General features: G+C 63.0%; 23 protein-coding genes and 1 tRNA gene. 13 read left to right on the top strand and 11 right to left on the bottom strand.

Features of this window, described 5'->3' with window-relative positions:
• Positions 1-135: 135 nt before the first annotated feature.
• The 4 genes from thrS to ACELLULO517_RS12145 form a co-directional block, all read right to left on the bottom strand.
• Positions 136-2082: a threonine--tRNA ligase gene (gene thrS / locus ACELLULO517_RS12130; RefSeq protein ID WP_227307624.1), complete on the bottom strand. Its 1947-nt coding sequence runs from the start codon at positions 2080-2082 to the stop codon at positions 136-138.
• A gap of 82 nt (positions 2083-2164) precedes the next feature.
• Positions 2165-3313, bottom strand: a complete 1149-nt coding sequence (locus ACELLULO517_RS12135; RefSeq protein ID WP_227307625.1) for a 5-(carboxyamino)imidazole ribonucleotide synthase — start codon at positions 3311-3313, stop codon at positions 2165-2167.
• Positions 3310-3849: a 5-(carboxyamino)imidazole ribonucleotide mutase gene (purE, locus tag ACELLULO517_RS12140; protein WP_227307626.1), complete on the bottom strand. Its 540-nt coding sequence runs from the start codon at positions 3847-3849 to the stop codon at positions 3310-3312. Before purE ends, ACELLULO517_RS12135 begins: the two co-directional genes overlap by 4 nt.
• A 9-nt stretch (positions 3850-3858) precedes the next feature.
• Complete coding sequence (locus ACELLULO517_RS12145; RefSeq protein WP_227307627.1) at positions 3859-4062, bottom strand: YdcH family protein; 204 nt, start codon at positions 4060-4062, stop codon at positions 3859-3861.
• A 185-nt stretch (positions 4063-4247) separates the two neighbouring features.
• Between ACELLULO517_RS12145 and ACELLULO517_RS12150 the strand changes: the two genes are divergently transcribed.
• A complete protein-coding gene (locus ACELLULO517_RS12150; protein WP_227307628.1) occupies positions 4248-4424 on the top strand; it encodes a YdcH family protein in 177 nt (58 codons plus the stop codon).
• A 90-nt stretch (positions 4425-4514) separates the two neighbouring features.
• Here the strand turns inward: ACELLULO517_RS12150 and ACELLULO517_RS12155 are convergent, their stop codons facing one another.
• The 4 genes from ACELLULO517_RS12155 to ACELLULO517_RS12170 form a co-directional block, all read right to left on the bottom strand.
• The gene (locus tag ACELLULO517_RS12155; RefSeq protein WP_227307629.1) at positions 4515-5096 is read right to left on the bottom strand and encodes a DUF1013 domain-containing protein; all 582 of its coding nucleotides are present in this window, start codon (positions 5094-5096) and stop codon (positions 4515-4517) included.
• Positions 5097-5280: 184 nt separating this feature from the next.
• Complete coding sequence (locus ACELLULO517_RS12160) at positions 5281-5808, bottom strand: GNAT family N-acetyltransferase (RefSeq protein ID WP_227307698.1); 528 nt, start codon at positions 5806-5808, stop codon at positions 5281-5283.
• Positions 5809-5949: 141 nt separating this feature from the next.
• Positions 5950-7629 carry an energy-dependent translational throttle protein EttA gene (gene ettA, locus ACELLULO517_RS12165; protein ID WP_227307630.1) on the bottom strand — a complete coding sequence of 560 codons (1680 nt, stop codon included), beginning with the start codon at positions 7627-7629 and terminating at the stop codon, positions 5950-5952.
• Between the two features lie 88 nt (positions 7630-7717).
• Positions 7718-7790: transfer RNA gene (locus ACELLULO517_RS12170), tRNA-Ile, on the bottom strand.
• Positions 7791-7910: 120 nt separating this feature from the next.
• On the opposite strand from ACELLULO517_RS12170, the gene ACELLULO517_RS12175 reads away from it, so the two are divergent.
• The 4 genes from ACELLULO517_RS12175 (at position 7911) to ACELLULO517_RS12190 (ending at position 14684) form a co-directional block, all read left to right on the top strand.
• The gene (locus ACELLULO517_RS12175) at positions 7911-9218 is read left to right on the top strand and encodes an MFS transporter (protein ID WP_227307631.1); all 1308 of its coding nucleotides are present in this window, start codon (positions 7911-7913) and stop codon (positions 9216-9218) included.
• A gap of 82 nt (positions 9219-9300) precedes the next feature.
• The gene (ppa, locus tag ACELLULO517_RS12180) at positions 9301-9834 is read left to right on the top strand and encodes an inorganic diphosphatase (RefSeq protein ID WP_227307632.1); all 534 of its coding nucleotides are present in this window, start codon (positions 9301-9303) and stop codon (positions 9832-9834) included.
• A gap of 154 nt (positions 9835-9988) precedes the next feature.
• Positions 9989-10975 carry a DUF6635 family protein gene (locus ACELLULO517_RS12185; RefSeq protein ID WP_227307633.1) on the top strand — a complete coding sequence of 329 codons (987 nt, stop codon included), beginning with the start codon at positions 9989-9991 and terminating at the stop codon, positions 10973-10975.
• Between the two features lie 196 nt (positions 10976-11171).
• A complete protein-coding gene (locus tag ACELLULO517_RS12190) occupies positions 11172-14684 on the top strand; it encodes a DEAD/DEAH box helicase (RefSeq protein WP_227307634.1) in 3513 nt (1170 codons plus the stop codon).
• 159 nt (positions 14685-14843) lie between these two features.
• Here ACELLULO517_RS12190 and ACELLULO517_RS12195 read toward each other — a convergent pair whose 3' ends face one another.
• Together ACELLULO517_RS12195 and ACELLULO517_RS12200 are read right to left on the bottom strand one after the other, a co-directional pair.
• Positions 14844-15284 (bottom strand): hypothetical protein, encoded by a 441-nt coding sequence (locus ACELLULO517_RS12195; RefSeq protein WP_227307635.1) that lies wholly within the window; start codon positions 15282-15284, stop codon positions 14844-14846.
• Positions 15285-15374: 90 nt separating this feature from the next.
• Positions 15375-16322 (bottom strand): aliphatic sulfonate ABC transporter substrate-binding protein, encoded by a 948-nt coding sequence (locus ACELLULO517_RS12200; protein ID WP_227307636.1) that lies wholly within the window; start codon positions 16320-16322, stop codon positions 15375-15377.
• Positions 16323-16509: 187 nt separating this feature from the next.
• Here ACELLULO517_RS12200 and ACELLULO517_RS12205 point away from each other — a divergent pair, with 187 nt between their 5' ends.
• From ACELLULO517_RS12205 to ACELLULO517_RS12240, 8 genes are all read left to right on the top strand, one after another.
• Positions 16510-18873 (top strand): Orn/Lys/Arg family decarboxylase, encoded by a 2364-nt coding sequence (locus ACELLULO517_RS12205; RefSeq protein ID WP_227307637.1) that lies wholly within the window; start codon positions 16510-16512, stop codon positions 18871-18873.
• Positions 18870-19589, top strand: coding sequence for a 7-cyano-7-deazaguanine synthase QueC (queC, locus tag ACELLULO517_RS12210; RefSeq protein ID WP_227307638.1), 720 nt, complete (start codon positions 18870-18872; stop codon positions 19587-19589). The genes ACELLULO517_RS12205 and queC overlap by 4 nt, the downstream gene beginning before the upstream one ends.
• 57 nt (positions 19590-19646) lie before the next feature.
• The gene (locus ACELLULO517_RS12215; protein WP_227307639.1) at positions 19647-19934 is read left to right on the top strand and encodes a hypothetical protein; all 288 of its coding nucleotides are present in this window, start codon (positions 19647-19649) and stop codon (positions 19932-19934) included.
• Positions 19935-20008: 74 nt separating this feature from the next.
• The gene (locus tag ACELLULO517_RS12220; protein WP_227307640.1) at positions 20009-20197 is read left to right on the top strand and encodes a hypothetical protein; all 189 of its coding nucleotides are present in this window, start codon (positions 20009-20011) and stop codon (positions 20195-20197) included.
• Between the two features lie 115 nt (positions 20198-20312).
• A complete protein-coding gene (locus ACELLULO517_RS12225; RefSeq protein ID WP_227307641.1) occupies positions 20313-21833 on the top strand; it encodes an aspartate ammonia-lyase in 1521 nt (506 codons plus the stop codon).
• Entirely contained in the window at positions 21830-23404 is a 1575-nt protein-coding gene (locus ACELLULO517_RS12230) for an ArnT family glycosyltransferase (RefSeq protein WP_227307642.1), read from the top strand. The genes ACELLULO517_RS12225 and ACELLULO517_RS12230 overlap by 4 nt, the downstream gene beginning before the upstream one ends.
• 67 nt (positions 23405-23471) lie before the next feature.
• A complete protein-coding gene (locus tag ACELLULO517_RS12235) occupies positions 23472-23723 on the top strand; it encodes a type II toxin-antitoxin system ParD family antitoxin (protein ID WP_227307643.1) in 252 nt (83 codons plus the stop codon).
• Entirely contained in the window at positions 23720-24016 is a 297-nt protein-coding gene (locus ACELLULO517_RS12240; protein WP_227307644.1) for a type II toxin-antitoxin system RelE/ParE family toxin, read from the top strand. The genes ACELLULO517_RS12235 and ACELLULO517_RS12240 overlap by 4 nt, the downstream gene beginning before the upstream one ends.
• On the opposite strand, the gene mdoH is transcribed toward ACELLULO517_RS12240, so the two are convergent.
• Positions 23997-26153: a glucans biosynthesis glucosyltransferase MdoH gene (gene mdoH, locus ACELLULO517_RS12245; protein ID WP_227307645.1), complete on the bottom strand. Its 2157-nt coding sequence runs from the start codon at positions 26151-26153 to the stop codon at positions 23997-23999. The genes ACELLULO517_RS12240 and mdoH overlap by 20 nt on opposite strands.

The raw sequence follows: 26153 nt of genomic DNA on the forward strand, positions 1-26153 counted from the left end.
AGGGTGGAACGGATAGCGCTCCGCACGGCGGGATGCAATCACATCCACCCAGACGCGGCATATATCAATGATCACGGCGCCTCTTCGCAAGAGGCGCCGTGATCAAGCCAGCTTTGTCCAGATCTGGGTCGGGGGTTATGCGGCCTTAGGCGCGACGGTGCGCAGGTCCGGCGGCAGAGCCTCGGTACCCAGCAGGTCGACCGCCTCCATCAGGCCCATTACCGCCTGTTTGTCGTCACCCAGGCGGCGCAGGCTGACCTGTTCCAGCTCCGCCTCGCGGCGGCCGACGACGGCGATCACCGGCACATGCGCCAGGCTATGCTCGCGCACCTTGGCGTTGATCTTCTCATTGCGCAGGTCGGTCTGCACCGACAATCCGCGCGCCCGCAGCAGGGCGGCGACTTCCTCGGCATAGTCATTGGCGTCCGAGACGATCGGCGCGACCACAACCTGCACCGGCGCCAGCCAAAGCGGGAAGCGGCCGGCATATTGCTCGATCAGGATACCCAGGAAGCGTTCGAAACTGCCCAGGATGGCCCGGTGCAGCATGACAGGGCGGTGTTTCGCGCCGTCTTCGCCGATGAATTCGGCGTCCAGACGTTCCGGCAGGATATAGTCCACCTGCAGGGTGCCGCATTGCCAGTCCCGGCCGATGGCGTCGCGCAGCACGAATTCCAGCTTGGGGCCATAGAAGGCGCCTTCGCCGGGATTGTCCTCATAGGCGATGCCAGCCTCGCGGCAGGCTTCGTGCAGCGCCTTCTCGGCCCGGTCCCACTGGTCGTCGCTGCCGGCGCGCGAGTCCGGCCGGTCCGAGAATTTCACGCGGAATTCCTCGAAGCCGAGGTCGCGGTAGATCGAGGACAGCAGCGTCACGAAGCGCACTGTCTCCGACCCGATCTGGTCTTCCGTGCAGAAAATATGCGCATCGTCCTGAGTGAAGGCGCGCACGCGCATGATGCCGTGCAGCGCGCCCGAGGGCTCGTAGCGGTGGCAGGCGCCGAACTCCGCCATGCGCATCGGCAGCTCGCGGTAAGACCGCAGGCCCTGGTTGAAGATCTGCACATGGCAGGGGCAATTCATCGGCTTCAGCGCCAGCGTGACGTCGGGCTCTTCATCCACCGTCGCCACGAACATGTTCTGGCGATACTTCTCCCAATGGCCCGACCGCTCCCACAGGACACGATCGACCAACTGCGGCGTCTTCACCTCGGCATAGCCGTTCGCGTCCAGGCGGCGGCGCATATAGTCTTCCAGCGTCCGATACAGGCGCCAGCCCTTGGAATGCCAGAAGACGGAGCCCTGGGCCTCGGATTGCATATGGAAAAGGTCCATGGCGCGGCCGATGCGGCGATGGTCCCGACGCTCCGCCTCTTCCAGCATCTTCAGATAGGCGTCGAGCTCTTTCTGGTCGCGCCAGGCGGTGCCGTAGATACGGCTGAGCATGGCGTTGCGATGATCGCCGCGCCAATAGGCACCGGCCACCTTGGTCAGCTTGAAGGCGGTGCCGACATCGCCGGTGCCGCGCATATGCGGGCCTCGGCAAAGGTCGATCCAGTCGCCCTGCTTGTAGAAGGTGATGGTCTCCGTCACCGGCAGGTCCTGGATCAGCTCGGCCTTGTAGCGCTCGCCCTTCTCCCGGAAGAAGGCGATGGCGTCGTCCCGGTCCCAAACTTCGCGGGTAAAGGGCGCGTTGGCGGCAATGATTTCCTTCATCTTCGCTTCGATCTTGGGCAGATCTTCCAGCGTGAAGGGCTCGTTGCGGGCGAAATCGTAATAGAAGCCGTTTTCGATGGACGGGCCGATCGTCACCTGCGTGCCGGGATAAAGCGCCTGCACGGCCTCGGCCAGGACATGCGCCGTATCGTGGCGGATCATCTCCAGCGCTTCGGGGTCGCGGCGGGTGATGAAGGCGAGGTTCACATCGGAATCGATTTCGCGCGCCAGATCCAGGATCTTGCCGTCGACGCGCATGGCAAGCGCCGCGCGGGCCAGACCGGGTCCGATATCAGCCGCCACCGTAGTGCCGGTGACGGGACCCGCGAAGTGTCGCACGGAGCCGTCAGGCAGGGTGATGGCGGGCATGGCAAATCTTCCGGTTAAAGGCCGCGAGTGATAGGGGCGCTTATCTAGGGTGCGAGCCAAGCGGCCGGCAACCCTCAGACGCTCAGTCCTGCTGCGTGCTGACCTCGGCCAGGGGGCCCAGGGCCGCGTCGATGCCAAAGGGACCGGGCAGGCTGCCCTTCGGGAACAGCCGGTTCACATGGCCCATCTTGCGGCCGGCGCGGGCTTCCGCCTTGCCGTAATGATGCGGGATGAGGCCGTCGGCCGCGACGATCCGGGGCCAAAGCGCCATGTCGTCCGGCCCGATGAGGTTTTTCATCACGGCGTCCGAATGACGCCTCGCTTCCGGCAGAGGCAGGCCCGCGACGGCGCGGATATGCAGCGCGAACTGGCTGGCCGGGCAGGCGTCCATCGTCCAATGGCCGGAATTATGCGGCCGTGGTGCTATCTCATTCACCCGCAGGCTGCCGTCACGGTCGACGAACATCTCGACCGCCAGCAATCCGACGAGGTCGAGCGCTTCCGCGACGCGCCGAGCCAATGCCTGGGCGCCGGCGGCCGCATCTTCGGTGATGCGGGCCGGGGCGAAGGTAAGATCGAGGATGCCGTTCTTGTGCTGGTTCTCGACCGTGTCGAAACTCGCCATTTGCCCATCGGCGCCGCGTGCCACGATGACGCTGACCTCGCAGGCGAAATTGACCAGGCCTTCCAGCACCAGCGGCTTCGGCTCCAGGTGATGGAACGCTGCCAACGCTTCCTCAGGCGTCGAGACGCGGGCTTGGCCGCGCCCGTCATAGCCGAGGCGGCTGGTCTTGAGGATCGCCGGCAGGCCGATGGCCGCGATGGCAGCCTCAAGGCTCGCCGCGTCCGTCACTTCAGCCCAAGGGGCGGTCGCGATGCCGGCCCCGTTCAGGAAGGTCTTCTCCTGCACCCGGTCCTGGCTGATGCCGAGGATCTTCGGAGACGGATGGACAGGCTTGAGGTCGGCGAGAAGAGAAAGCCCTTCGGCGCTGACATTCTCGAACTCGAAGGTCACGACATCGACGGCAGCCGCGAAGGCGCGCAGGGCGGCCGGATCGTCATAGCCGCCAAGGGTGATCCCGGCGGAGACCTGCGCCGCCGGGCCGTCGGCCTCCTGCGTCAGGATATGCGCGCGATAGCCGAGGCGGGCAGCCGCCATGGCCAGCATGCGGCCGAGCTGGCCGCCACCGACGATGCCGATGGTGCTTCCGGGCCGCAAAGTCAAAGTCACGCCGCCGGCTCCTCGACCGGTTCCAGGGCCACGGCCGCACTTTGCGCGGCACGCCAGGATTCCAATGCGTCCGCCAGATGCGGATCGGACAGAGAGAGGATGGCGGCGGCGGTCAGGGCCGCGTTGATGGCACCGGCGCGACCGATGGCGAAGGTGCTGACCGGCACGCCGCCCGGCATCTGGACGATGGAGAGCAGGCTATCCATGCCCTTCAGCGCATGGCTTTCCACCGGCACGCCGAGTACGGGCAGAATGGTCCAGGCGGCGCACATGCCCGGCAGATGGGCCGCACCGCCGGCACCGGCGATAATGACCTTCAACCCGCGTCCGCGCGCGGTCTTGGCGTAGTCCGCCAGCCGGTCCGGGGTGCGATGGGCCGAGACGATCCGCGTCTCGTAGGGAATGTGCAGCGCCGCCAGGGTCTCGGTCGTGTTGCGCATGGTCACCCAGTCGGACTGGCTACCCATGATCACGCCGACCAAAGGCGGCAGCTTCTCAGCCTCGTGGCTGGGAAAAGCGGGGGTGTGGAGCGTCATGATGATCCGTCACGCGATATTATCGGGGATGAGGCGGCTTTCCAGCCGCGCGATCTCATCCTTCAGGGAAAGCTTGCGCTTCTTGAGGCGCTGGACGTTGAGCAGATCCTGCGCCCCGATATCGGTCATCCGAATGATGACGGTATCCAGGTCGCGGTGCTCGCTCCGAAGCTCATGCAGGCGGCGCAGCACGGTGTCACGATCAGAGAGCATGGAACCTGCTTAGCATGGGGTCTCGGTCGCTCATACCCTTCGCGGTTGCAGCGACGCAATCGCGATATTGTGTGCGTTTCCGCTGGAATATGACAGTGCGATGGCAGTAGCGTTTGGGGGTCCGCCTGGTTCCATCCTGGATGGGCGGGCTTATGACCCTAAGTGCTTGTTAGAAGGGAGATCCCATGTCTCTACAGGCCCGAATTGATACCCTCAAAGATCGTCATGCCAGCCTGGAAGCGCGCTTGGCATCCGAAGACAGACGACCGGCTCCGGATAGCGAAACCATCGGTACGCTCAAACGCGAAAAACTTCGACTGAAGGAAGAAATGGCCAGGCTTTCCGCCAATAAAGGCCACTAGTTCCGGGATCGGCACAATCCCCACACAGACATGAGACAGGGGTAGGCGCATCGCCTGCCCCTTTTTCGTGTCAGGCCCTCGACGCGGCGATCAGGCTGCGTCGTGTTCGGTCATCGGCGGCGGAGGCGGCGGCACCTGGCGGCCTTCCTTCAGCAGCCGGTCATTCGCCTGAGAGATGGCCTCGTTCAGATCGCTCTGCTTGCACAGGCCCAGGATGACAGGGTCACGCGGCTTGATATTGGGGCTGTTCCAATGGCTGCGCTCCCGCACCTTCTGGATCGTCTCCTTGGTCGTGCCGAGGAGCTTCGACAGCTGCAGTTCCGACAATTGCGGATAGTTGCGCAGCAGGAAGGCGATGGCGTCCGGCCGGTCATTGCGCTTGGCGACCGGCGTATAGCGGCCGCCGCGTGTCTTCTTGGTGGCCGGCACGGCAGAGGCCAGGATGCGCAGACGTGCATTCGGGTCGGCCTCGCACCGGGTGATGTCGGCCGCCGTCACCTGGCTATTGGCAACCGGATCATAGCCCATGATGCCCTGGGCGACTTCACCATCGGCAATAGCCTGCACTTCCAGCGGATGCATGCCGCAGAAATCCGCGACCTGCTCGAAGGTCAGAGCGGTCTTGTCGATCAGCCAGACGGCAGTGGCTTTAGGCATCAAAGGAAGGGTCATTGTCGAAACACCTAGAATCACCCGCAGGGCGGATGTGAGGTAAGCGGTTCATGTCCGGATCAGCGCCGATATGGACGTCCGCCCCTTCGCCGGTCAAGTCGCGAAACTCTGTTATGATAGAGGGGCAGAGGCCACAAAACCGGATTTGCCCGGCTCGTTCCTCGGTCGGATTTATTCCGCAGGTCTAGCCACTGCCGCAGGCTGCCTTGTCCGAATACCAGTTTTCCACCTTGTATAGTTTGGGTTCGCTGACGAAGACCAGCATCCGGTAGCCATCGCGTGTGAAGGCGAGGTCCGGCGCCTCGCGCATGCCGATGCTGGCCAGCAGCATGCCGGAGGCCGCATTCGTTTCGCGCGCGACGGCGATGACGCGGGCGATCCCGGCGCGTTCGTGGGCGAAATGCAGGGCGGCGATGGCGGCCTCCCGCGCCAGACCTTTACCGCGCGCCTCCGTCTCGAAGGCGAAGCGCAGCGCCATGCCACGGCCGTCAGGCCGCCGCATGATGCCGGCGATGCCGTGGAATTCGTCACTCTCCCGGTCCCGCGCCGACCACATGCCGATGCCATGCGCGCCCCAGGCGCGGACATCGGCCGCCAATTCCTCGGTCGCCTGTTCATGGTTGCGCACGCCGCCCAGCATCATGGCGTATTCGCGCGGGTCCGCCTTCAGCGCGGCGATCTCGGCCGCGTCCCGGCCGGAGACGGGACGCATGATCAAACGCCCGGTGCGCAGGACCCAGGCAGGATTCCACCCCTCGGCGGCCGGAGGGGGAAGCGTCGATGGCTCGGTCAAGATTGCAGGCCTTCCAGCGGAAGGACGGGCCAGCCTGATGCGGCGAGACCCGCCTGCCGCTTAGCGCGCGAGAGGACGATACTTGATGCGATGCGGCTCGGTCGCCTGGGCGCCCAGTCGACGTCGCTTGTCCTCTTCGTAGTCCTGGAAGTTGCCCTCGAACCACTCGACATGGCTGTCGCCCTCGAAGGCCAGGATATGGGTCGCGAGGCGATCCAGGAACCAGCGATCATGGCTGATGATAACGGCGCAGCCGGGATAGTCGGCCAAAGCCTCTTCCAGCGCGCGCAGCGTATCGACGTCGAGATCGTTGGTCGGCTCATCGAGCAGGATGACGTTGGCTTCGGTCTGCAGCATCTTGGCCAGATGCACGCGGTTGCGCTCGCCGCCCGACAGGATGCCGACCTTCTTCTGCTGGTCCGAGCCCTTGAAGTTGAAGGCACCGACATAGGCGCGCGACGCGATGGTGCGCTTGCCGAGATGGATGACGTCGGTGCCGCCGGAGATTTCCTCCCAGACGTTCTTGTTCGGGTCCAGGCTGTCGCGCGACTGGTCGACATAACCAAGCTTCACCGTCTCGCCGATGCGCAAGGTCCCGCCGTCCGGCACTTCCTGCCCCAGGATCATGCGGAACAAGGTGGACTTGCCGGCGCCGTTCGGCCCGATCACGCCGACGATGCCGCCCGGCGGCAGTTTGAAGTTGAGGCCGTCGACCAGCATGCGCTCGCCGAACCCCTTCTTGAGGTCGGTCGCCTCGATCACCAGACCGCCAAGGCGGGGGCCGGGCGGGATGACGATTTCGGCGACACCGCCGGCGCGCTCCTGGCTTGCCTGCTGCATCTCCTCATAGCGCTTGATACGCGCCTGGCTTTTGGCCTGGCGGGCACGGGGCGAGGAGGAGATCCACTCGGCTTCCGCGGCAAGCGCCCGCTGGCGCGAGCTCTCCTCCTTCTCTTCCTGGGCTAGGCGCTTGCGCTTCTGGTCCAGCCAGGAGGAGTAGTTGCCCTCGAAGGGATAGCCGCGGCCACGCTCGATTTCCAGGATCCAATTGGTCACATTGTCCAGGAAGTAGCGATCATGGGTGATGATCATCACGGTGCCGGCGAATTCCCGCAGCGTATGCTCCAGCCAGGCGACGCTCTCTGCGTCCAGATGGTTGGTCGGTTCGTCGAGCAGCAGCAGGTCGGGCTTTTCCAGCAGCAGGCGGCACAGCGCCACGCGGCGGCGCTCACCGCCCGACAGCTTCGTCACCTCGGAATCGGCGGGCGGGCAACGCAGCGCGTCGAGCGCGATCTCGATCTTGCGGTCCATCTCCCAGCCGTCGCCGGCGTCGATCTTTTCCTGCAGAGCCGCCTGTTCGGAGAGGAGGTCGTTCATCTCCTCCTCCTCCATCGGCTCCATGAATTTTTCGGAGATGGCGTTGAAGCGGGCCAGCGCCGCCTTCACCACGGCGAAGGCTTCGGCCACGTTCTCGCCGACCGTCTTGGTCGGGTCGAGCTGCGGTTCCTGCTCCAGATAGCCGATGCGCACGCCCTCGGCCGCCCAGGCCTCGCCGCCGAATTCCGTTTCTTTCCCCGCCATGATCTTGAGCAGGGTCGACTTACCGGCGCCGTTCACGCCCAGCACGCCGATCTTCACGCCCGGCAGGAAGGAGAGGGTGATGCCCTTGAAGACTTCGCGACCGCCCGGATAGGCCTTGGTCACATCCTTCATCACGTAGACATACTGGTAGGCGGCCATGGCGATGCTCCGAATGCGGGCGGGGACGTGCTTGCTGCTCTAGGCAATGTCGGGGTTAGGGGCAACCGCCAAGCAATGGCGGCTTCACTGCGCCTGGCAGGAATCGAACCCGCAACCAAGCCGTTATGAGCGGCCCGCTCTAACCGTTGAGCTACAGGCGCAGAAGACTGGATATCTCTCACCCCAGGGGGCTTTGGCAAGCCGTCCTCTGACCAATGCCCCCTTTCCCCGGACGCGCGACGCGCTAAAACCGTCCGCAATACAGGGAGAGAAACGAATTCATGTCTGCCATCACAGGGGCAGGCCGCGATCAGGCGGCCGCACCCAGGACCGGGCGCATCGTCATCGCCAGCCTGATCGGCACCACGGTCGAGTTCTATGACTTCTATATCTACGGCACGGCGGCGGCCCTGGTGCTTGGGTCGGTCTTCTTTCCGGCCCATGTGCCGGAGGCCGAACAGCTGGCGGCCTTCCTGACCTTCGGCATCGCTTTCCTGGCGCGGCCCGTGGGCGCCTTCCTGTTCGGGCATTTCGGCGACCGCGTCGGGCGCAAATCCACCCTGGTCGCGTCGATGCTGGTGATGGGGATTTCCACGACCTTGATCGGGCTGCTGCCGGGCTATGCCACGGCCGGCTTCCTGGCCCCGCTTCTGCTTTGCCTGCTGCGTCTGGGCCAAGGCATTGGCCTCGGCGGCGAATGGGGCGGGGCCGCTTTGCTCGCGACCGAAAGCGCGCCGGCCGGAAAGCGCGCATGGTACGGCATGTTCCCGCAGCTTGGCCCCTCGATCGGGTTTCTGCTCTCCAATGGCCTGTTTCTCCTGTTGTTCAGCGTGCTGACGAACGCGCAGTTCCTGGCCTGGGGCTGGCGGATTCCCTTCCTGGCGAGTGCGGTGCTGGTCGCGATCGGCCTTTATGTGCGTGGCCGCCTGCCGGAGACGATCGCCTTCCAGAAGACGCTGGCGCGACAAGGCCGGGTGCGCCTGCCGGTGCGCGACGTCATCGCCCGGCAATGGCGGCCGCTGCTGCAGGGCGCCTTCGCCATGGTCGTCTGCTACGCGCTTTTCTATATCTCGACCGTCTTCGCGCTGGGCTACGGCACCAAGGTCGGCCATATCCCGCGCCAGACCTTCCTGGGCCTGCTGTGCATCGCGATCCTGGGCATGGCGATCGCCACGCCGATCGCGGCTATCCTGGCGGATCGGTTCGGCCGCCGCCCTGTGCTGATCGCCGCGGCGGTCGCCGCCGCATTCTCGGGCTTTCTCGTGGCGCCCCTGCTGGGCAGCGGAGACCCGGCGCTGGTGCTGGTCTTTTTGGTGATCGAGCTCGCGCTGATGGGCTTCACCTTCGCGCCGATGGGCGCGCTGCTGCCGGAACTGTTCCCGACCAATCTGCGCTACTCGGGCGCCTCCGCCGCCTATAGTCTGGGCGGCATCCTGGGCGGGTCGCTCGCCCCCTATATCGCGCAAAAACTGGTGGTGCTGGGTGGTCTGGCCTGGGTCGGCCATTACATTACGGCGGCGGCCGTCATCAGCCTGATCGCCGTCCTGACCATGGCCGAGACATCCAAGCGGGATCTGTCGGGAAGCTGAGGGGTTTCGGCTTGGCAAGCCGGCGCGAATAGACGAGGGTGCGCCGCACTTTATTAAACTTGAGACAAGTCCGGAGACCGTCATGGATGTGACCAAGATTCCCACGGGTAAGGCCCCGCCGGGCGACGTCAATGTGGTGATCGAAATCCCGCAGGGTTCGGCCGTGAAATACGAGGTCGACAAGGACAGCGGCGCCATTTTCGTCGATCGCTTCCTGTTCACGCCCATGGCCTATCCGGCGGCCTATGGCTTCATCCCCGGTACCTTGTCCGAGGACGGCGACCCGGCCGACGCGCTCGTTCTGGTCCCGGCGCAGGTCGTGCCTGGCGCGGTGATCCGCGCGCGGCCCATCGGCGTGCTGTTCATGGAAGACGAATCCGGCAAGGACGAGAAGATCGTCTGCGTGCCGCATGACAAGGTGCATCCGCAGTTCAAGGACCATACCGAGCTTTCGACCTTGCCTGAGATCACCCGCAAGGTGATCGAGCATTTCTTCACCCGCTATAAGGATCTGGAGCCCGGCAAATGGGTGAAGGTCATTGGCTGGGGTGATCGTGCGGCGGCGGAAAAGGCGATCACCGAGGCGATGGCGGCTTACGCGGCGACCAAGGCCTGATTGCCGGCAATCTGCAGAAAGTTGACAGCTGTCAACTGTTTGCGATCAAAGGCTTAACGGATTAAAATTTCTCCATATTGCCTCGGCGAGCGGGGAAATCGGGCTTAGGAAAAGGGTGGCGCAAGCCGCCCTTTTTTTATGGGACCCTGCCGGGATGGCTGAACCTGAGACGCTGGACCTGACCGCCGCCCGCGCTGCCGTAGAGGATGGCGCGCGGCGCTATTTCGCGGCCCGGCGCGCGATGGTGGGTCCCTTCGTCGACCGGAATTTTTCCTTCGCCGGATCGCTCGCGCTGCATCGCGCGGCGGTGGGCTGGGATATTGCCCGCGCGCCGCTGAACCTGACGCTGGCCATGCCGCAGGTCGCCATGCAGCTGGGCGCCCGCGCGGCCCGGCGCCTGCATGCAAGCCGGGTGGAGAGGCTGCTGGACCGCTCCATCCTGCTGCGCACCGATGTGGCGGAGGAGATCGAGTGGCGGATCATGACGGTCCTTCTTGAACTGCCGATGTCCCAAAAGCACCGCACCAGCGCGCGCAACGCGCTGACCGATGCCATTCTGGAAAGCCCTGTCCTGGACGGGACGATCGAGAGCGTATTGCAGGAGATCGGGCGGCATCGGGCGGACCCGCATTTTGCGGCCAGGCTGCGGGAGGCGATGACGGAATACGGCATCACGCGCGGGGCGGCGGCCGAGATCACCACCGGGCTGCTCAATCTCGGCGCCGGGGCGCTGGCCGTGCAGAAGCTGACGCCGGGCGCGGTGACGCTGGGGCCCGCGCTCGCCGGGGTGATTTCGCAACATGTGGCGGCCAGCAGCTTTCCGCTCGGCGCCTGGGCGGCCTCCGCCTGGTATGTGGTCTTCCCCATCGCGCCGCCCGCGGCCGGGCTGGTGATGACGACCACGGGGGGTCTGATGCTGGCCTCGGCGTCGCTGGCCGCTTTCGCCGGAATCATTGCCGATCCGGTTCAGCGCCGCCTGGGCCTGCACCAGAAACGATTGACCAAGATGGTGGATGCGCTGGAACGGCAGTTCTTTGACCCCACCGCCGCCGGCTTCGCGGTGCATGACCATTACGTGGCCCGGCTGCTGGACCTGTTCGATATCCTGGGCGCGGCGGCGCGGTTTGCGGGTAGGGGGTGAGGGGGGGAGCGGACGGCTTTCCCCCCACTTAGATGCTAGGTGCTTCTCGGGAGTTTGGTTGAGATGTGTCGGTCCACACGACGGTAATGGATTTTTGCGCTTTGTTTGTTTGTCATTGCCGGAGATGCGCAACGGCTTGCCATTTTGAAGTGGACCCGACAAAGTTCTTGCAATTGAGACATCGAGTGGCAAAGCTATGGCGATAAGACCGTATGCACAAAAATCAGTCTTTGACCTAGAAGTTATCTTCGAGCGGTCGCGTAACGATGCCAGTGAACTTGGCCAGCTGTCCAAAGAGCTCGCTTTTCGCAATACCATCAAAGCACGTTCTTTGGCGACGAAAGTTGGTGAGGCTCTGACCAAGCTTGCAAGCCACAGAGGCGGGCCAGGGTTGCCGCCGGATACACCAACTCCTCCCTTGGTGCTTGGCTCGCTTCCATTCTTTTCACCTTCGGGCAAAACGAACGATGCTTTTGCAATACTTGCAGCTTGGACAGCCCTCGAAGCACTATCCCCCCAAGCATACAAGCGCCCCGAGGAAATGGCCTCGGGTGACCGATCTCGCATCGTTCTGCTGGAGCGCGGCATTCCGTGGGGGCCGCAGGCCCGCAGTAAGCCAGACCACAAGCTTTATTTCGAGATCATTCTCGGTGCCATCGCGCTGGACAAGGCCACAGACGAGTTGGTCAAGGTGTTTGGCGAGGATGAGGAGCGTTCACGCCCAAATGGCAAAAAGGCAGCCATTGGCTCGTTTTTGGTCGACAAGGACGGATACCTACTCAAGGACAACGGCATAGCCGTTTCTAGCTTTGCATGGGCGCTAAGGCCCGCGCTGGACCTCAAACTTGGGAGCCTGGGCGCTTGGCCAAAGGTCGAGCAGCATATCTTGGAATCCTTGGATCGAATGGTTCGCAGTTATGACAAAGATGGGGAACCGGTGCCTATCGACATAAATATCGTCGATAGGGCGCATCGGTGGCTCGTGGCACAGTTCGACGTGCCCAACTCTTTAGTCGAGCCTCCAACATTTGCGGTGAAAGTCTTCCATTATTTCAAGGTCAAGACACCACCTGAGCCGTCACTATTAAATTCCTTCTATCTGGAGGATCTTGCTAAAGCATCGGAGTTGACCGGTGCCGGAAAGGCGGGGGTCGGTTTACAGCGCTACATAGGAATTCAGCGACCCGACAAGAAAGTCGACGTTCTCTCGCCACCCTCTGCGGTCGAGCAATTCGTTGCGCCGTCGCTTATGCCACAGGCTCGTTGGCCCTCGGCCGGCGGTCATCCATTGGTTTTGCTGCAACAAGCCGCTGTGAATGCCGCGCGGACAGAACTGCGTGATAATCCAGGCATCATAGGCGTCAATGGGCCACCAGGAACCGGAAAGACCACACTTCTCAGGGATATTGTCGCCGGGTGTGTTCTTGATCGAGCAACGGCCATGGCCAGATTCGACAAACCGCAGGATGCGTTTTCTACAACTGGCGAGCGGTTGGCGTTCGGCTCAAATGTTTTCCTTCACTTCTACAAACTGGATTCGTCGCTAAAGGGGCATGAAATCGTCATCGCATCCTCAAACAACAAAGCCGTTGAGAACGTCAGCAAAGAGCTGCCCTTGAAGGAAGCGAATGGCCGCCACGAACAGATGTCTTATTTTAGGTCCATCAGTAACCTGATAGCGAACTCCAAACGCGGCGACATTTTTGAAGCGGATGAAAATGCCGCCACGAACCCGGTCGAAACCTGGGGATTGATCGCTGCTGCGCTTGGTAATAGCCGCAATCGAGGAGCATTCCAGCAAGGGTTCTGGTGGAACCAGGATGGCGGCTTTCTTACCTACTTGAAGGCCGCTCGCGGCAAGAATGTCATGCGTGAGATTAAGGACCCACGGACTGGCGAAGTCGTTGACCGCGTAATGCCCAGCGTCGTGGCCAATGAACAGCCCAGCACCAATGAAGTGGACGCCGCTGCTGCCTGGCGTAAGGCAAGGGCCTCATTCCTCAGGCTTAAAAAGTCCATAGACTCCGAAATTGCCAATATCGAGGGAATGCGCCGAGATATCCAAGCGCTTAAGGGCGCTATCGTCGAACTAGAGCAGCTAAACGGACGGCATTCTTGCGTAACGGATGCCGTCGCAATGGCGCGTCTGATTGTCGAGTCTCGCAGTCAGGACCAAGTCCGGACAAAATCTCAGCTTGAACAAGATAAGATCTTACTAGTTGGCCATCTTGCGAGTCGCCCAGGTTTTTTCTCTCGATTATTTTCTACGACAGTTTGGAAAAAATGGAACTCTGATCAAGGGGAGTTATCGCTAAACCTGCAGCAATCGGCCAAGCAAGCGGGAGTTGCGGAGAGTGCTTCAGAACTCGCCGAGACAGAGTTAGGCAAAGCTCAATCTCAACTGCAGCGATTGGACCATGCGATATCCGGGAAGCAGAATGCGGTCACGCAATTGCGCGTGAGGTCAGCCGCGGCGCGCAATCGGTTGGGCGATCGTGTCATCGATGAGGTATTCTTTGAGCGCAAGCATGAAGACATCCACCTCACGGCACCATGGCTTCCTGATGACGTTCACCGTATGCGTGAAGATCTGTTCGCTGCTGCATTGATGTTGCACAAGGCGTTCATCGATGCCTCAGCTAGCCGCCTACAGCACAATCTCGGGTTGCTGATGTCGGCTATGACGGCCGGCGCCTTCCAATCGCCCGCCCACCGCGCGCTACTCCCCGAACTTTGGTCCAGTCTTTTCATGGTCGTGCCAACCGTTTCAACAACATTTGCCTCAGTGAGTGCAATGTTTGGCGACCTGCCTCCCGAAAGCATCGGCTGGCTCTTAGTCGATGAAGCAGGCCAAGCGATTCCTCAGGCAGCCGTCGGGGCAATCATGCGCGCTAAACGCTCCATTATGGTGGGTGATCCATTGCAGATTCCCCCCGTCGTTTCACTGCCCGAGAAGCTGAATACCGAAATTTGTAAGTTCTTCAATATCGACATGGCAGAATGGTCTGCGCCCGTCGCCTCTACGCAGACACTTGCGGATCGTGCGTCGCACTTCAAATCCCCCATTGATACCGACATTGGCGATCGAGAGGTTGGGCTGCCACTCCTCGTTCACAGACGTTGTCAGAGCCCGATGTTCGATGTCTCTAACACCATCGCCTATGCCGGCCAGATGGTCCAAGCGGTTGGGCCGAAACGTCCTGGGCCTATCGGTTTGGCCTTGGGGCGATCATGCTGGATCGACGTGAATGGTAGCGCCGAGACGAAATGGTGTCCTGAAGAAGGTGACGCTGTCGTGCAGATGCTAAAGACTTTGACTGCGTCCGATGTAAAAAATCCAGACTTATTCATAATCACGCCATTCAAGGTCATCGAGCAAGAGATGCGTCGTCGTATCGAAAAAGAAACAGACATGCTGCGAGCTTTCAGCGTAAAAGCCCATGAATGGAGCCGTGATCGTATCGGCACCGTTCACACGTTCCAGGGTCGTGAAGCTGATACAGTCATTCTGCTGCTGGGTGCGCCGAATGCTAGTCAGCACCGGGCACGTCAATGGGCGGCGAGCCCACCCAACATAGTCAATGTTGCGGTCTCGCGCGCTAAGCAGAATTTATATGTAGTTGGCTCATCTGCTGCATGGGCGGGGGGCCGGGACCAGTCTGCAGGTTTTGCAGCGTCAGTTGGCAGGATCAGCGTAAACTATCTCTGAAATGAACATTTGTCGTCAGAAAGCTAGCGCGGTCGGCTGCCCATCGCAGGCCCCAACATACGAATGCCCGGCTCAAGCCCGGGCAGACCAGATTGGCAGGCGATCCCAATCAGTACACCCAGGCTTAAGCGCGACCCGCGCTTAAGCCTGCGCCTGTAATCAGCCCTCGTCGCCGGCCGGATGCTCGGCCGCCGGGGTTTCGTCTTCCGCCGGTGCGGCTTCGGCTTCCTCGGCCGGTGCGGCCGCAGGCTCCGGCTTCTCGGGCGGGGCTTCCTTGGCGCGGTCGCGGGCTGCGCTCAGGTAATCGAAGGACAGCGGATCATGCCCGTCGAAGACCAGGCGGTATTCCGCGCCCATGGCGGCCTTGGAATTCTGATCGATCTTGCCGATCTTCTGGATGACCCAGCCGGTGCCACGATCGACCGTGGTGGCCGGCAGCGTGATGATATGCACGGGCGGGCGCTTCTCGTCCCGGCCGCGGCCGGGACCGCCCGGACGGCCTTTGCCGCCGCCACCGGGCTTCCGATCGCGGGCGTTCATGTCGAACTGCGCGGGTGCCGCTGTCTTGCCCTTCGGGGTTCCACCGGGTGCTTTAGCCATAACCATTCTCCTTATCTGGCCGAAGCCAATAAGGCGTCTCTTATAACGGTCTTGTCTTTCTCACCATTGTCATCTTCGTCACTGGTGCCATCAGGTGCTGGCCAGCACTGCCTGGCTGACATCGATCCGGCGCGGAATGAGGTGCAGGCTCGCGAAAGTATCGGCAATCACCTGCTGGTCAGCGATGATGGCGGGGGTCAAGGGTTCGACGCCGTATTTCTGCCGGGTGAACCAGACTTTCAGGATTTCCGGCGGCACGCCGATGGTCTTGGACAGGTCGGACGCGATCTGGTCGACATGCGCAGGCTCCCAGGCTTCGATCTCCTGAATGGCGCCGATGGCTGCCTTCAGCGCCGGCGCGTTGGTCGTCGCGAAGTCCCGGCTGGACAGATAGAAGGCGCGGTTGGGCATCAGCCCGGTGCCGTCCGTCAGAACTGTCGCGCCCGCCACCTCGGCCGCCGCCTCAAACGGGTCCCACACGGCCCAGGCATCGACCGAGCCCGATTGCAGGGCGATGCGCCCGTCCGGCGGCTGGAGATAGACAGGCTGGATATCGGACCACGAGAGACCTGCATGCCGGACGGCGGCGACGAGCAGGTAATGCGCGCTGGAGCCTTTGGCGACCGCGACCTTCTTTCCCTTCAGATCGGCGACCTTATGCACGGCGCTGCCGGGCTCGATCAGGATCGCGACGGAGCGCGGCGAGGGCTGCGTCGCGGCGGCATAGACCACCGGCACGCCGGCGGCCTGGGCGAAGATCGGCGGCGGCTCCCCCGTGAAAGCCAGGTCCACCGCGCCATCGTTCAGCGCTTCCAGGATCGGCGGGCCGGAGGTGAAGATCGCCCAACTGACGCCATAGCCGAGCGGCTTGAGCCGCTGTTCCAGCAGCCCCTGCGCCTTGAGCAGGGACAGCGCCACCGAGGCCTTCTGGTAGCCGACTTTCAGCACGCGGTCCTCGGCCCGCGCTTCGGACCCCAGCGCCAAGGCCGGCAGCAGGGCCGCCGAGGCCTGAAGTATTCTACGTCGTGTGATCGCCATATAATCGGGTTTCCCGCTTTTATGCGCGAGAAATATGCGCTGCCATCGCGTCAGTCAAATCGTATAGCGATTTAAAATCGCTAATAATGAAAGAAATTTGTCACACGGCTGAGGTCGATAGCGCTATGCGCTCGGAGGCAGTCCCATCGAGCCGCGTCGGCTCCCTGCACCCCCCGAGGACATCCGGATGGAATATTCGCGCCGCTTCAAGTTTCTCATCTGCGTTCCCTCGTTCAACGAGGGCGATCTGGAGGGCGCGCGGCTGACCCAGATCGTGGGCGAGATCGAGCAGGACGGTTACGCGGTCCTGCGCGCGCGGCGGGAGGAGGATGCCGAGCTGGTCATCCGCACGGATTCCGCGCTCGGCTGTATCGTGGTCGATTGGGGCAAGAAGGGCGTCGGCGGCAAATCCACGGGCCTGATCGATCTGGTGCGCAAGCGCGGTCTGGACGTGCCGATCATCATCCTGGTCCGCCGCCAGACGCTGGAGCAGATCCCGGTCGAGGTTCTGGACAATGTCGACGGTTTCGTCTTCCTGGCCGAGGAGACGCCGGACTTCATCGCCAAGAACCTCGTCGCCCGTCTGCGGCAATATGCCGACAGCCTCAAAACCCCGTTTTTCGGGACGCTGGTCGACTATGCCGAGCAAGGCAATATGCTCTGGACCTGTCCCGGCCATAATGGCGGCGCCTTCTACCGCCGCAGCCCGATCGGCCGCATTTTCGTGGAGCATCTGGGCGAGGCGGTGTTCCGCGACGACCTGGACAATTCCGTGCTGCAACTCGGCGACCTGCTGACCCATGAGGGGCCCGCCCTTCGCGCGGAACAGGAAGCCGCGAAAATCTTCGGGGCCGAGCGCACCTATTTCGTGCTCAACGGGACCTCGGCCTCCAACAAGATCGTGCTCAACGCGCTGCTCGCCGAGGGCGATCTGGTGTTGTTCGATCGGAACAACCATAAGGCCGCGCATCACGGCGCGTTGCTGCTGGCTGGTGCCACGCCGGTCTATATCGAAACCACGCGCAACCCGCATGGCATGATCGGGCCGATGCAACTGGCCGCGCTCGACGAGGACCGGCTGCGCGACGCGATCCGCAATAACCCTGGGGTGGCCGACAAGGACGCCTGGCAGAAGCCGCGCCCCTTCCGCGCGGCGGTGGTCGAACAATGCACCTATGACGGCACCATCATCTCGGCCGAGGAGATCATCGCCCGCATCGGTCATCTGTGCGATTACATTTTGTTCGACGAAGCCTGGGCCGGCTTCATGAAATTCCATCCGCTGTTCCGCGGTCGCTTCGGCATGGGCCTGGATAAGCTCGGGCCGAACGATCCCGGTATTATCGTGACGCAAAGCTCGCATAAGCAGCTGGCGAGCTTCTCCCAGGCGAGCCAGATCCATGTGAAGGATTCCCACCTTGCCGGGCAGCGCCGTCAGGTGACCTCGCAACGCTTCAACGAGTTCTTTCTGCTGCATGCCTCCACCAGCCCCTTCTATCCGCTGTTCGCGTCATTGGATGTCGGCGCGCAGATGATGAAGGGCCGCTCGGGCGAAGTGCTGTGGGACGATACCGTTCGTCTGGGCATCGAACTGCGCAAGAAGATCCGCCTCGCCGCCCGCGAATATGGCGAGCATGAGACCGACCCGACCCGCCGCTGGTTCTTCGAGCCCTTCGTGCCGCGTTTCGTGCAGCCGTCGGAGGCCGCGCGGGGGTCGGAAGGCATGCGCTGGGAAGACGCCGAGACCGATCTGCTGGCCAGCGATCCGGCGCAATGGGAATTGGTGCCGGAAGAGTTCTGGCACGGCTTCCCCAATCTGGAAAAAGGCTGGGCCATCACCGACCCGAACAAGCTGACGGTGCTGACGCCGGGCTTCAGCGACGGCACCGAGGATCGGTATGCCGATCACGGCATTCCGGCCCCGGTCGTCGCCGAATATCTGCGCGAAAACCGCATCGTGCCGGAGAAGAACGACCTCAATTCGCTGCTGTTCCTGCTGACGCCGGGCGTGGAGAGCAGCAAGGCCGGCACGCTTCTGTCCCACCTTGTCACCTTCAAGAAGCTGCATGACGAGAACCGGCCGCTGGAGGAGGTTTTCCCCGGCTTCGTCGCCCGCCGTCCGCAGCGCTATACGGGCATCGGCCTGCGCGACCTTTGCGCCGAGATGCATGCCTTCTATCGGCAGAGCGGCACCAGCGCCCTGCAGGCGGCGCAGTTTCGTGCGGAGCATCTGCCCGAAATGGTCCTGCATCCGCATGAGGCGACGCGGGAACTGGTGCGCAACAATGTTGATTACGTGCCGCTGGACGAGGCCGCCGGGCGCATTGCGGCGACCCTTTGGCTGGTCTATCCGCCGGGCATCGCGACCGTGGTGCCGGGCGAGCGCGTCGGCGGCCGCGCCCAGCCGATGATCGATTACCTGAAGGTTTTCGAGCGCGCGGCGAACCTGTTTCCGGGCTTCGAGTCCGAGGTTCAGGGCCTCTATCGTGAGACAAGCGATGGGGTTATGCGCTTCTATACCTATGTCATTCGGGAGAAGGGTGAGGCGTGACGTCGACGGACGACAAGGCTCTGGTGCTGTTTTCGGGCGGGCAGGATTCCGCGACCTGCCTTGCCTGGGCGCTTGACCGCTTTCCGGCCGTGGAGACCATCGGCTTCGACTACGGCCAGCGCCATCGGGTGGAGTTGGACGTGCGCGCGCCCTTCCTGACGAAGCTGCGCGCGGATTTCCCGGCCTGGGACGGCAAGCTCGGGCAGGATCACATGGTCGATGCCGGGATCATCGGGACGCTGAGCGAGACCGCGCTGACGCGGGAGACCGAAATCGCCATGCAGGCGGACGGGCTGCCCAATACCTTCGTGCCCGGCCGCAATCTGCTGTTCCTGACCATGGCGGCGACCGTCGCCTATCGCCGGGGCATCAAGCATATCGTGACCGGGGTCTGCGAGACCGATTATTCCGGCTACCCGGACTGTCGGGACGATACCATCAAGGCGCTACAACTGGCGCTGAACCTGGGTATGGACCGCCGCTTCGTGCTGCACACGCCCTTGATGTGGATCGACAAGGCTGCGACCTGGGATATGGCGTCGGACCTCGGCGGTGACGCGCTGGTCAACCTCATCAACCGGGAGACCCATACCTGCTATCTGGGTGACCGCAGCAGGCTGCACCCCTGGGGCTATGGCTGCGGCCATTGCCCGGCCTGCCAATTGCGGGCGGACGGCTGGGCGCGTTTCGTGGCGAGCGATCCTCAGACCGGCTGACACTTGGCAGGGGCGTTCTCGGCGCCAGCTAATAGGCATGTCGGATAAGGACCTCCCATGGATTCCGCGATCAATTTCGTGCTTACCCTCATCCTGCGGCTGGTCGGCGTCGTCATGGCGGTGATCGCGATCGTTGAGAACGCCCTGCGGCACCTGTTGGAGCAGGCGGGCATTCACGGTCAGACGCAGTCGGCCGTGCTGGTGGTGGCGGCCATCCTGGTCATCGTCGCGGCCTTGCGGCTGCTCGGCGGTATCTTCGGCCTGCTGATCACGGTGCTGCTGATCCTCATGATCCTCAACCTGCTGATGCCCGGCTTCCATGTGCCGATGAACGCGCATGCCTGAGCGCACGGAGACGTGACTTGGCCGCCTGCGGGGTCCAAAGTGCCGGGGTCCAAAACGGATAGAGAGGATGAACGATGGCCGAAGTCAGCTACACCCGCGAGACGCTTATCAAGGATCTCATCAACACGATCAGCCTCGCGGACGGTAAGGGGATCCATCTCGGCTATGGAACCCCTGAGGAGGGGGCTGACCGCGACTATATTCTGGACGTTGCGACCGTGGCGATCGAGGTCGTCAATGCGCTGAGAATCAAGACGGCCTGACGGATAGGCCCGGCAGAGACCTAGTGGGGGAGCAGCCAAGCTTCGCGAGGGCTTCAACGACCGGTGGGGGAGAAGCATTTTCGTGAGGCCGCAACCATAATAACGAGCCAAGACCATGACGGCTGAGCTTTCCCCCCTGGATGACACCACCCCCGCCGATACGCTGCATCTGGCGACGACGCGGAAGGTCAATCTTTCCGACGTCGAGACCCGCACCGAGCATGATCTGCTTGGGGAGGCAGCCGTTCCCGCCTCCGCCTATTGGGGCATCCATTCCCTCCGCGCTGTCGAGAATTTCCCGATAACCGGCGTGCCGATCGGCCATTTTCCGGATCTGGTCCGCGCGCTGGCCATGGTCAAACAGGCAGCGGCGCGGGCCAACCGGACGCTGGGTGCGCTGCCGCCCGAGAAGGCCGCGATGATCGAGCGCGCCTGCGAGGTGCTCAAGACCGGGACCGAATATCACGGCCAATTCGTGGTCGATGCCGTGCAGGGCGGCGCCGGGACTTCCACCAATATGAACGCCAATGAGGTTGTCGCGAACCTCGCTTTGACATTGGCGGGCCATGCGCGCGGGCGTTACGACCTGCTGCACCCCAATGACGACGTCAACATGGCGCAGTCGACCAACGACGCCTATCCGACCGCGCTGCGGGTCGCGACGCTGGAGGGGGTGAAGCCTTTGCAGCGGGCGCTACGCGACCTGTCGCTGGAGCTGAAGAAGAAGGGCGCGGAATTCGCCGATGTCCTGAAGATGGGCCGCACCCAGTTGCAGGATGCGGTGCCGATGACGCTGGGCCAGGAATTCGACGCCTTCCATGTGACGGTGAAGGAAGACGTGCAGCGCCTGGGCGAGGTGGCGGCCTTGTTCCATGAGGTCAATCTGGGCGCGACCGCCATCGGCACGGGCATCAATGCCGATCCGCGCTATGCGCCTTTGGTGGTGGAGGAATTGGCGGCGATCAGCGGCCATCCGTTGTCGCTCGCGCCCAATCTGATCGAAGCGACGTCGGATATGGGCGCCTTCGTCCTGTTCTCGGGCCTGCTGAAGCGCATCGCCGTGAAACTCTCCAAGATCTGCAATGACCTGCGGCTGCTCTCCAGCGGTCCGCGCACGGGTTTTGGGGAGATCAACCTGCCGGCGCGGCAGGCGGGGTCTTCCATCATGCCGGGCAAGGTCAATCCGGTGATCCCGGAAGTGGTCAGCCAGGTCGCCTATCTCGTCATCGGGCATGACCTGACGGTGACGATGTGCGCCGAGGGCGGTCAATTGCAGCTGAATGCCTTCGAACCGACCATCGCCTATAGCATCATGACATCGCTGCGCATGCTGACGGCCGCGATCGACAGCCTGACCCTGCGCTGCATTGCCGGCATTACCGCCAATCGGGAGCATTGCCTGGATCTGGTCAATCACAGTATCGGCCTGGTGACGGCCCTGGCGCCGACGCTGGGTTACGAGGTGACGTCGCGCATCGCCAAGCGCGCCCTGGCCGAGGGGCGGGGCGTGCGCGAGATTGTGCTGGAGGAAGGCTTGCTGGAGGAACCCGTGCTGGATGAGCTGCTGCGGATTGAGGCGATGACCCGGCCGTCCCGCCATATAACGCCGCGCGTCATCGCTGCCGCCAAAGGATGAGCGCTGCCGATTCTGCGCGCCTGGAACAAGGACCGCGTCTTCTGCCTTGGCTGATCGGGGCTGCGCTGGTTCTGGTGACGCTTCTGTCCCGCGCGCCCGCTTTCGTCATGAGCGTGGTGGATTGGGACGAGAGCCTGTATTTCATCATGGCCCAGCAATGGCGGGCGGGGCATCTGCCCTATACCGCCGTCTGGGACAATAAGCCCATCGGCATCTATGCGATCTTCGCTGTCTTCCAACGCATCTTTGGCGGCGGCATCCTGTCCATGCGCCTGGCCGGGACGAGTGCGATCGTGGCCATGGCGTTGCTGACCTGGCGCATCGCGCGGCATTATTTGCGCGATCAACCTGCGGTCAGGGCGGAGCTTTTTGCCGGTATCGCCGGGCTGCTGGTGATCGGCACGACGATCCCGGACGATGGGATCGCGGCCAATACCGAAATCTTCATGGAGAGTTTTACCCTCCTCGGCATGCTATGGGCGCTGACGCCTGTGGGCCGCATCGGGGCAGGCCGGTCTATCGCCATCGGCTTGGCGCTCGGCCTTGCCTTCATGGTCAAGTACGTCGCTGTCTTCGATATGTTTGCGGTTTATGCCGCTATGCTGATCATGCCGGGACGATTGCGGCGCGGCGCGCTTGGTGTGTGGGATATGCTCCGCCTCGGCCTGCTGTTCAGCGTCGGTGCCTTAGCACCCTTCCTCGCGACCCTTGGCCTTTATGCCGTTCACGGTGAGCTTCCGGCGATGCTGTCCGCCAGTATCCTGTCCAATATGCGGCGGGTCGCGGTGCCGGTCTCAGGCCATCTCGCGACCCGCGCCTTCCACGCGCAGATGCTGATCTTCCCGGCGCTTTATCTTTCGTTGCTCTGGCTGTTGGGCGAAATGCGGCATCTGTCGCATCGTGCGCTGCCGCGCGGGCCGTTGATCCTCGGCCTATGGTTCGTCACCAGCCTTCTGGGTGTCGCCTCCGGCGGGCTTTATTTCAGCCATTACTTCCTGCAGCTTCTGCCGGTGCTGTGCATCACGACGGCGCTGATGCTGGCAGCACTTTTTCGGAGTCCGTCGCGCGCGCTGCGATGGGCGGTGGCGGTGCTTTTCCTCCTCAGCCTCATCCCCATGCTATCGCGCAGTGCCGCCGATATGCGGCGTATGGTGGAAGACATGGGACGGCCGCCGGTCGCGGGCTTCGGCCTGCTGCGCGATACGCCGGCCGAGGTCGCGGCCGACCTCAACCCTGCGCTGGCGGCCATGCCGGGGTCTGAAGCCTATGTCTTCGACGGCGAGCCCATCCTCTACGCGCTGTTGCGCGAGCCATTGCCGACGAAATTCGTCTTTCCGTCCTTTCTGTTGTCGAAGCTGCTGGCCCATACGGTCGGCATCGATCCGTTGGCGGAGCTGAACCATATTCTGGCGCAGAAGCCGCTGTTCATCATCCGCCGCACCAACCCGGACGATCAGAATTCTTCCGCGCGCAATCTCGACGTCTATGCGGCGATGAATGCTGCGCTTGGGGCGGATTACACGGTGTGGAAACGCTATGACACGATGGTGGTGTATCGGCGCAAGCCCTGATCGACGGAGGAAATAAATTGGCAAATGTACTGATTTTTAGTACAAATGCCTTAGAGGAGAACCGCCGATGGCCAGAACTACATCTGTCAGCCTGGGTGATCACTTCACCAGTTTCGTGGAACGTCAGGTGACTGAAGGGCGTTACGGAAGCGCGACTGATGTCATGCGCGCAGGTCTAAGACTTCTCGAAGACCATGAAACGAAATTGGCGGCTTTGCGTGCAGCCTTGACCGAGGGGGAGGAAAGCGGACAAGCGACGGAATTCGACGTTGAAGCATTCATTGCGCGGAAGCAGGATCGTCGATCCTCGACCGCATGACAGGCCGTCTGAGACTTTCTCCAAAGGCTCAGAGCGATATCGAAGACATCTGGAATCACACCTCCGACCGCTGGGGACTTACCCAAGCTGAAATCTACTTGCGCCGACTTGGTGAGCGCATGGAATTGCTTAGCGAGCATCCTCATATGGGACATCCATGCCCGGACATTCGTGTTGGGTATTATCGTTTCTCCTATGAGGCGCACATTCTATTTTATCGCTTCGTTGGCGCCGGCATCGAGGTTGTCCGCATTCTCCATAAAGCCATGGACGTTAGCCGTCACCTAGACTGAGCACCGCAAAAGCCGTCGCCAGTTCCTGCAACCGGTCCAGCCCATCGGCTGAGCCGAGGACAGCGGCGGTTTCCTGTTTCGACAATTGATCGATCGCCTTTTGCAGCGTGTCGGCCTCGGCGATTTTGGTGAGGCCGACCAGCAGCGGCACGTCGATCGGGTCCTGTCCCGGCCGGCGGGCCGGCGGCAGCATGGCGCGATGGGCAGCGAGCAGCGCCGCATCCCCCAATAGATGCCGGATGGCGCCCTGCATGGATGCGCCGGGAACAGACGGCGCCTCAGCCGCGCGCAGGCCGGCAGCGCTCCGCAATATGGCATTGGGCTGCCGTTCCTCGGGGATGCTCAGAAGGCCCATGCGCTGGAGGGCCAAACCCACGCCGCTGGAGGCCGTCAGCATGACCAGCGGCACGGCCAGCACGAGGCCGACCAGAACCGGCGTCATCCAGAGGAACAAAGCCGGGGAAACCGCATAGGCGATGACGGCGAGCCCGATGCCGAAGGCCATGAAGCGCCAATATTGCCGCCAGACCAGGCGCAGCGGTGCGGCATCGCTGTCCCGCCGCTGGGCGTTCCAGCCGCTGTCGCGCCCGGCCAGGATCTGCATCACGCCTTCCGTCTGGATCAGCATGGCGACAGGGGCGACCAACCCGCCGATGAGCGTTTCGAGCAGCAGGCTGAGAAGCGCGCGGAGAGCGCCGCCCGAGCCACGGCGCATCGGCCCGTTCACCAGCAGCAGGATATAGGCAAAGAGCTTTGGTGCCAGCAGCACGGCCATGGTGCCGATGAAGACCCATTTCGCGAGCACCGGATCGACCTGCGGCCAGCGCGGAAACAGCGACTTGGTGGCGCCGAAATATTGCGGCTGCACGAAGCGGGATTGCAGCGAGACCAGCACGCCGACGAGCAGGAAGCAGAGCCAGAGCGGCGAGGTGATATAGCTGCCGATGCCCATCAGCAGATGCAGCCGGCTGACCCAATGCAGGCCGCGCGTCGGCAGCACGCCCGCATGTTGCAGATTGCCCTGCGCCCATCGGCGGTCGCGGATGGCGACATCGGTCAGCGACGGCGGGCTTTCCTCGTAACTGCCGCCCAAGGCCGGGACCATATGGATGGCCCAGCCGCCGCGCCGCATCAGCGCGGCCTCGACAAAGTCATGGCTCAGAATAGCCCCGCCGAAGGGTTTGCGTCCCTTGAGGTGCGGCAATCCGGCCTGCTCCGCGAAAGCCTGGGTGCGGATGACGGCGTTATGGCCCCAGTAATTGCCTTCCGACCCATGCCACCAGGCGATGCCCTGGGCGATGACCGGACCGTAAACGCGCCCGGCGAATTGCTGCATGCGGGCAAAGAGCGATGTGCCGCCCGCGATGACCGGCAGCGTCTGGATGAGGCCGACACCGGGATGGGCTTCCATGGCGGCGGCCATGCGCAAGACGGTCTCACCCTCCATCAGGCTATCGGCGTCGAGCGTCAGCATCTGCGGATAGGCGCCACCGAAGCGCCGCACCCATTCCGCGATATTGCCGGCCTTGCGATCGGTATTCCTGGCCCGCCGCCGGTAGAACAGGCGCGGGGCGGCAGGCCCGATCTCCGCCCGAAAGGCGAGGAAGGCGGCTTCCTCCGCGATCCAGACATCGGGGTCCGTGGTGTCGCTGAGGATGAAGATGTCGAAATGCTCGCTTTGGCCGGTGGCCGTGAGCGAGCCGTGGATCGCCTTCAGCCCGGCCATGACCCGCGCCGGTTCCTCGTTATAGGTCGGCATCAGCAGCGCCGTGCGGTCGCGGAGTGCGGGTAGCGGCCCGGTTTTAGCGATGCCGAGCCCGAGACCGCCGCCCGCGAGGCTCGCGCAAAATCCGCCGACCGCGCTCATGAAGGAGAGCGCGATCCAGGCGAACAGCACGACGAATAGAACGAGGATGAGGATACCGAGGACGCTTGGCCCATTGCCGTTGAAGACCCTGTACATCTCGGCGCCACCGCCGGCGGTCATGATGACGGCGCCGCCGATGACGAAGAGGCGACGGAGAAAGAGCCCGCGCGGCGCTGTGGTCGGGCGGCCGCTATGAGGCGGCGCCTGATGCAGGGACTGCACCGGCATCGCCAGCGGCGCTTCCGCGGGCAGGAAGCGGGGCTGGGTCAT

Origin of the sequence: Acidisoma cellulosilyticum, assembly GCF_020621385.1 — a bacterium.
GTDB lineage: Bacteria > Pseudomonadota > Alphaproteobacteria > Acetobacterales > Acetobacteraceae > Acidisoma > Acidisoma cellulosilyticum.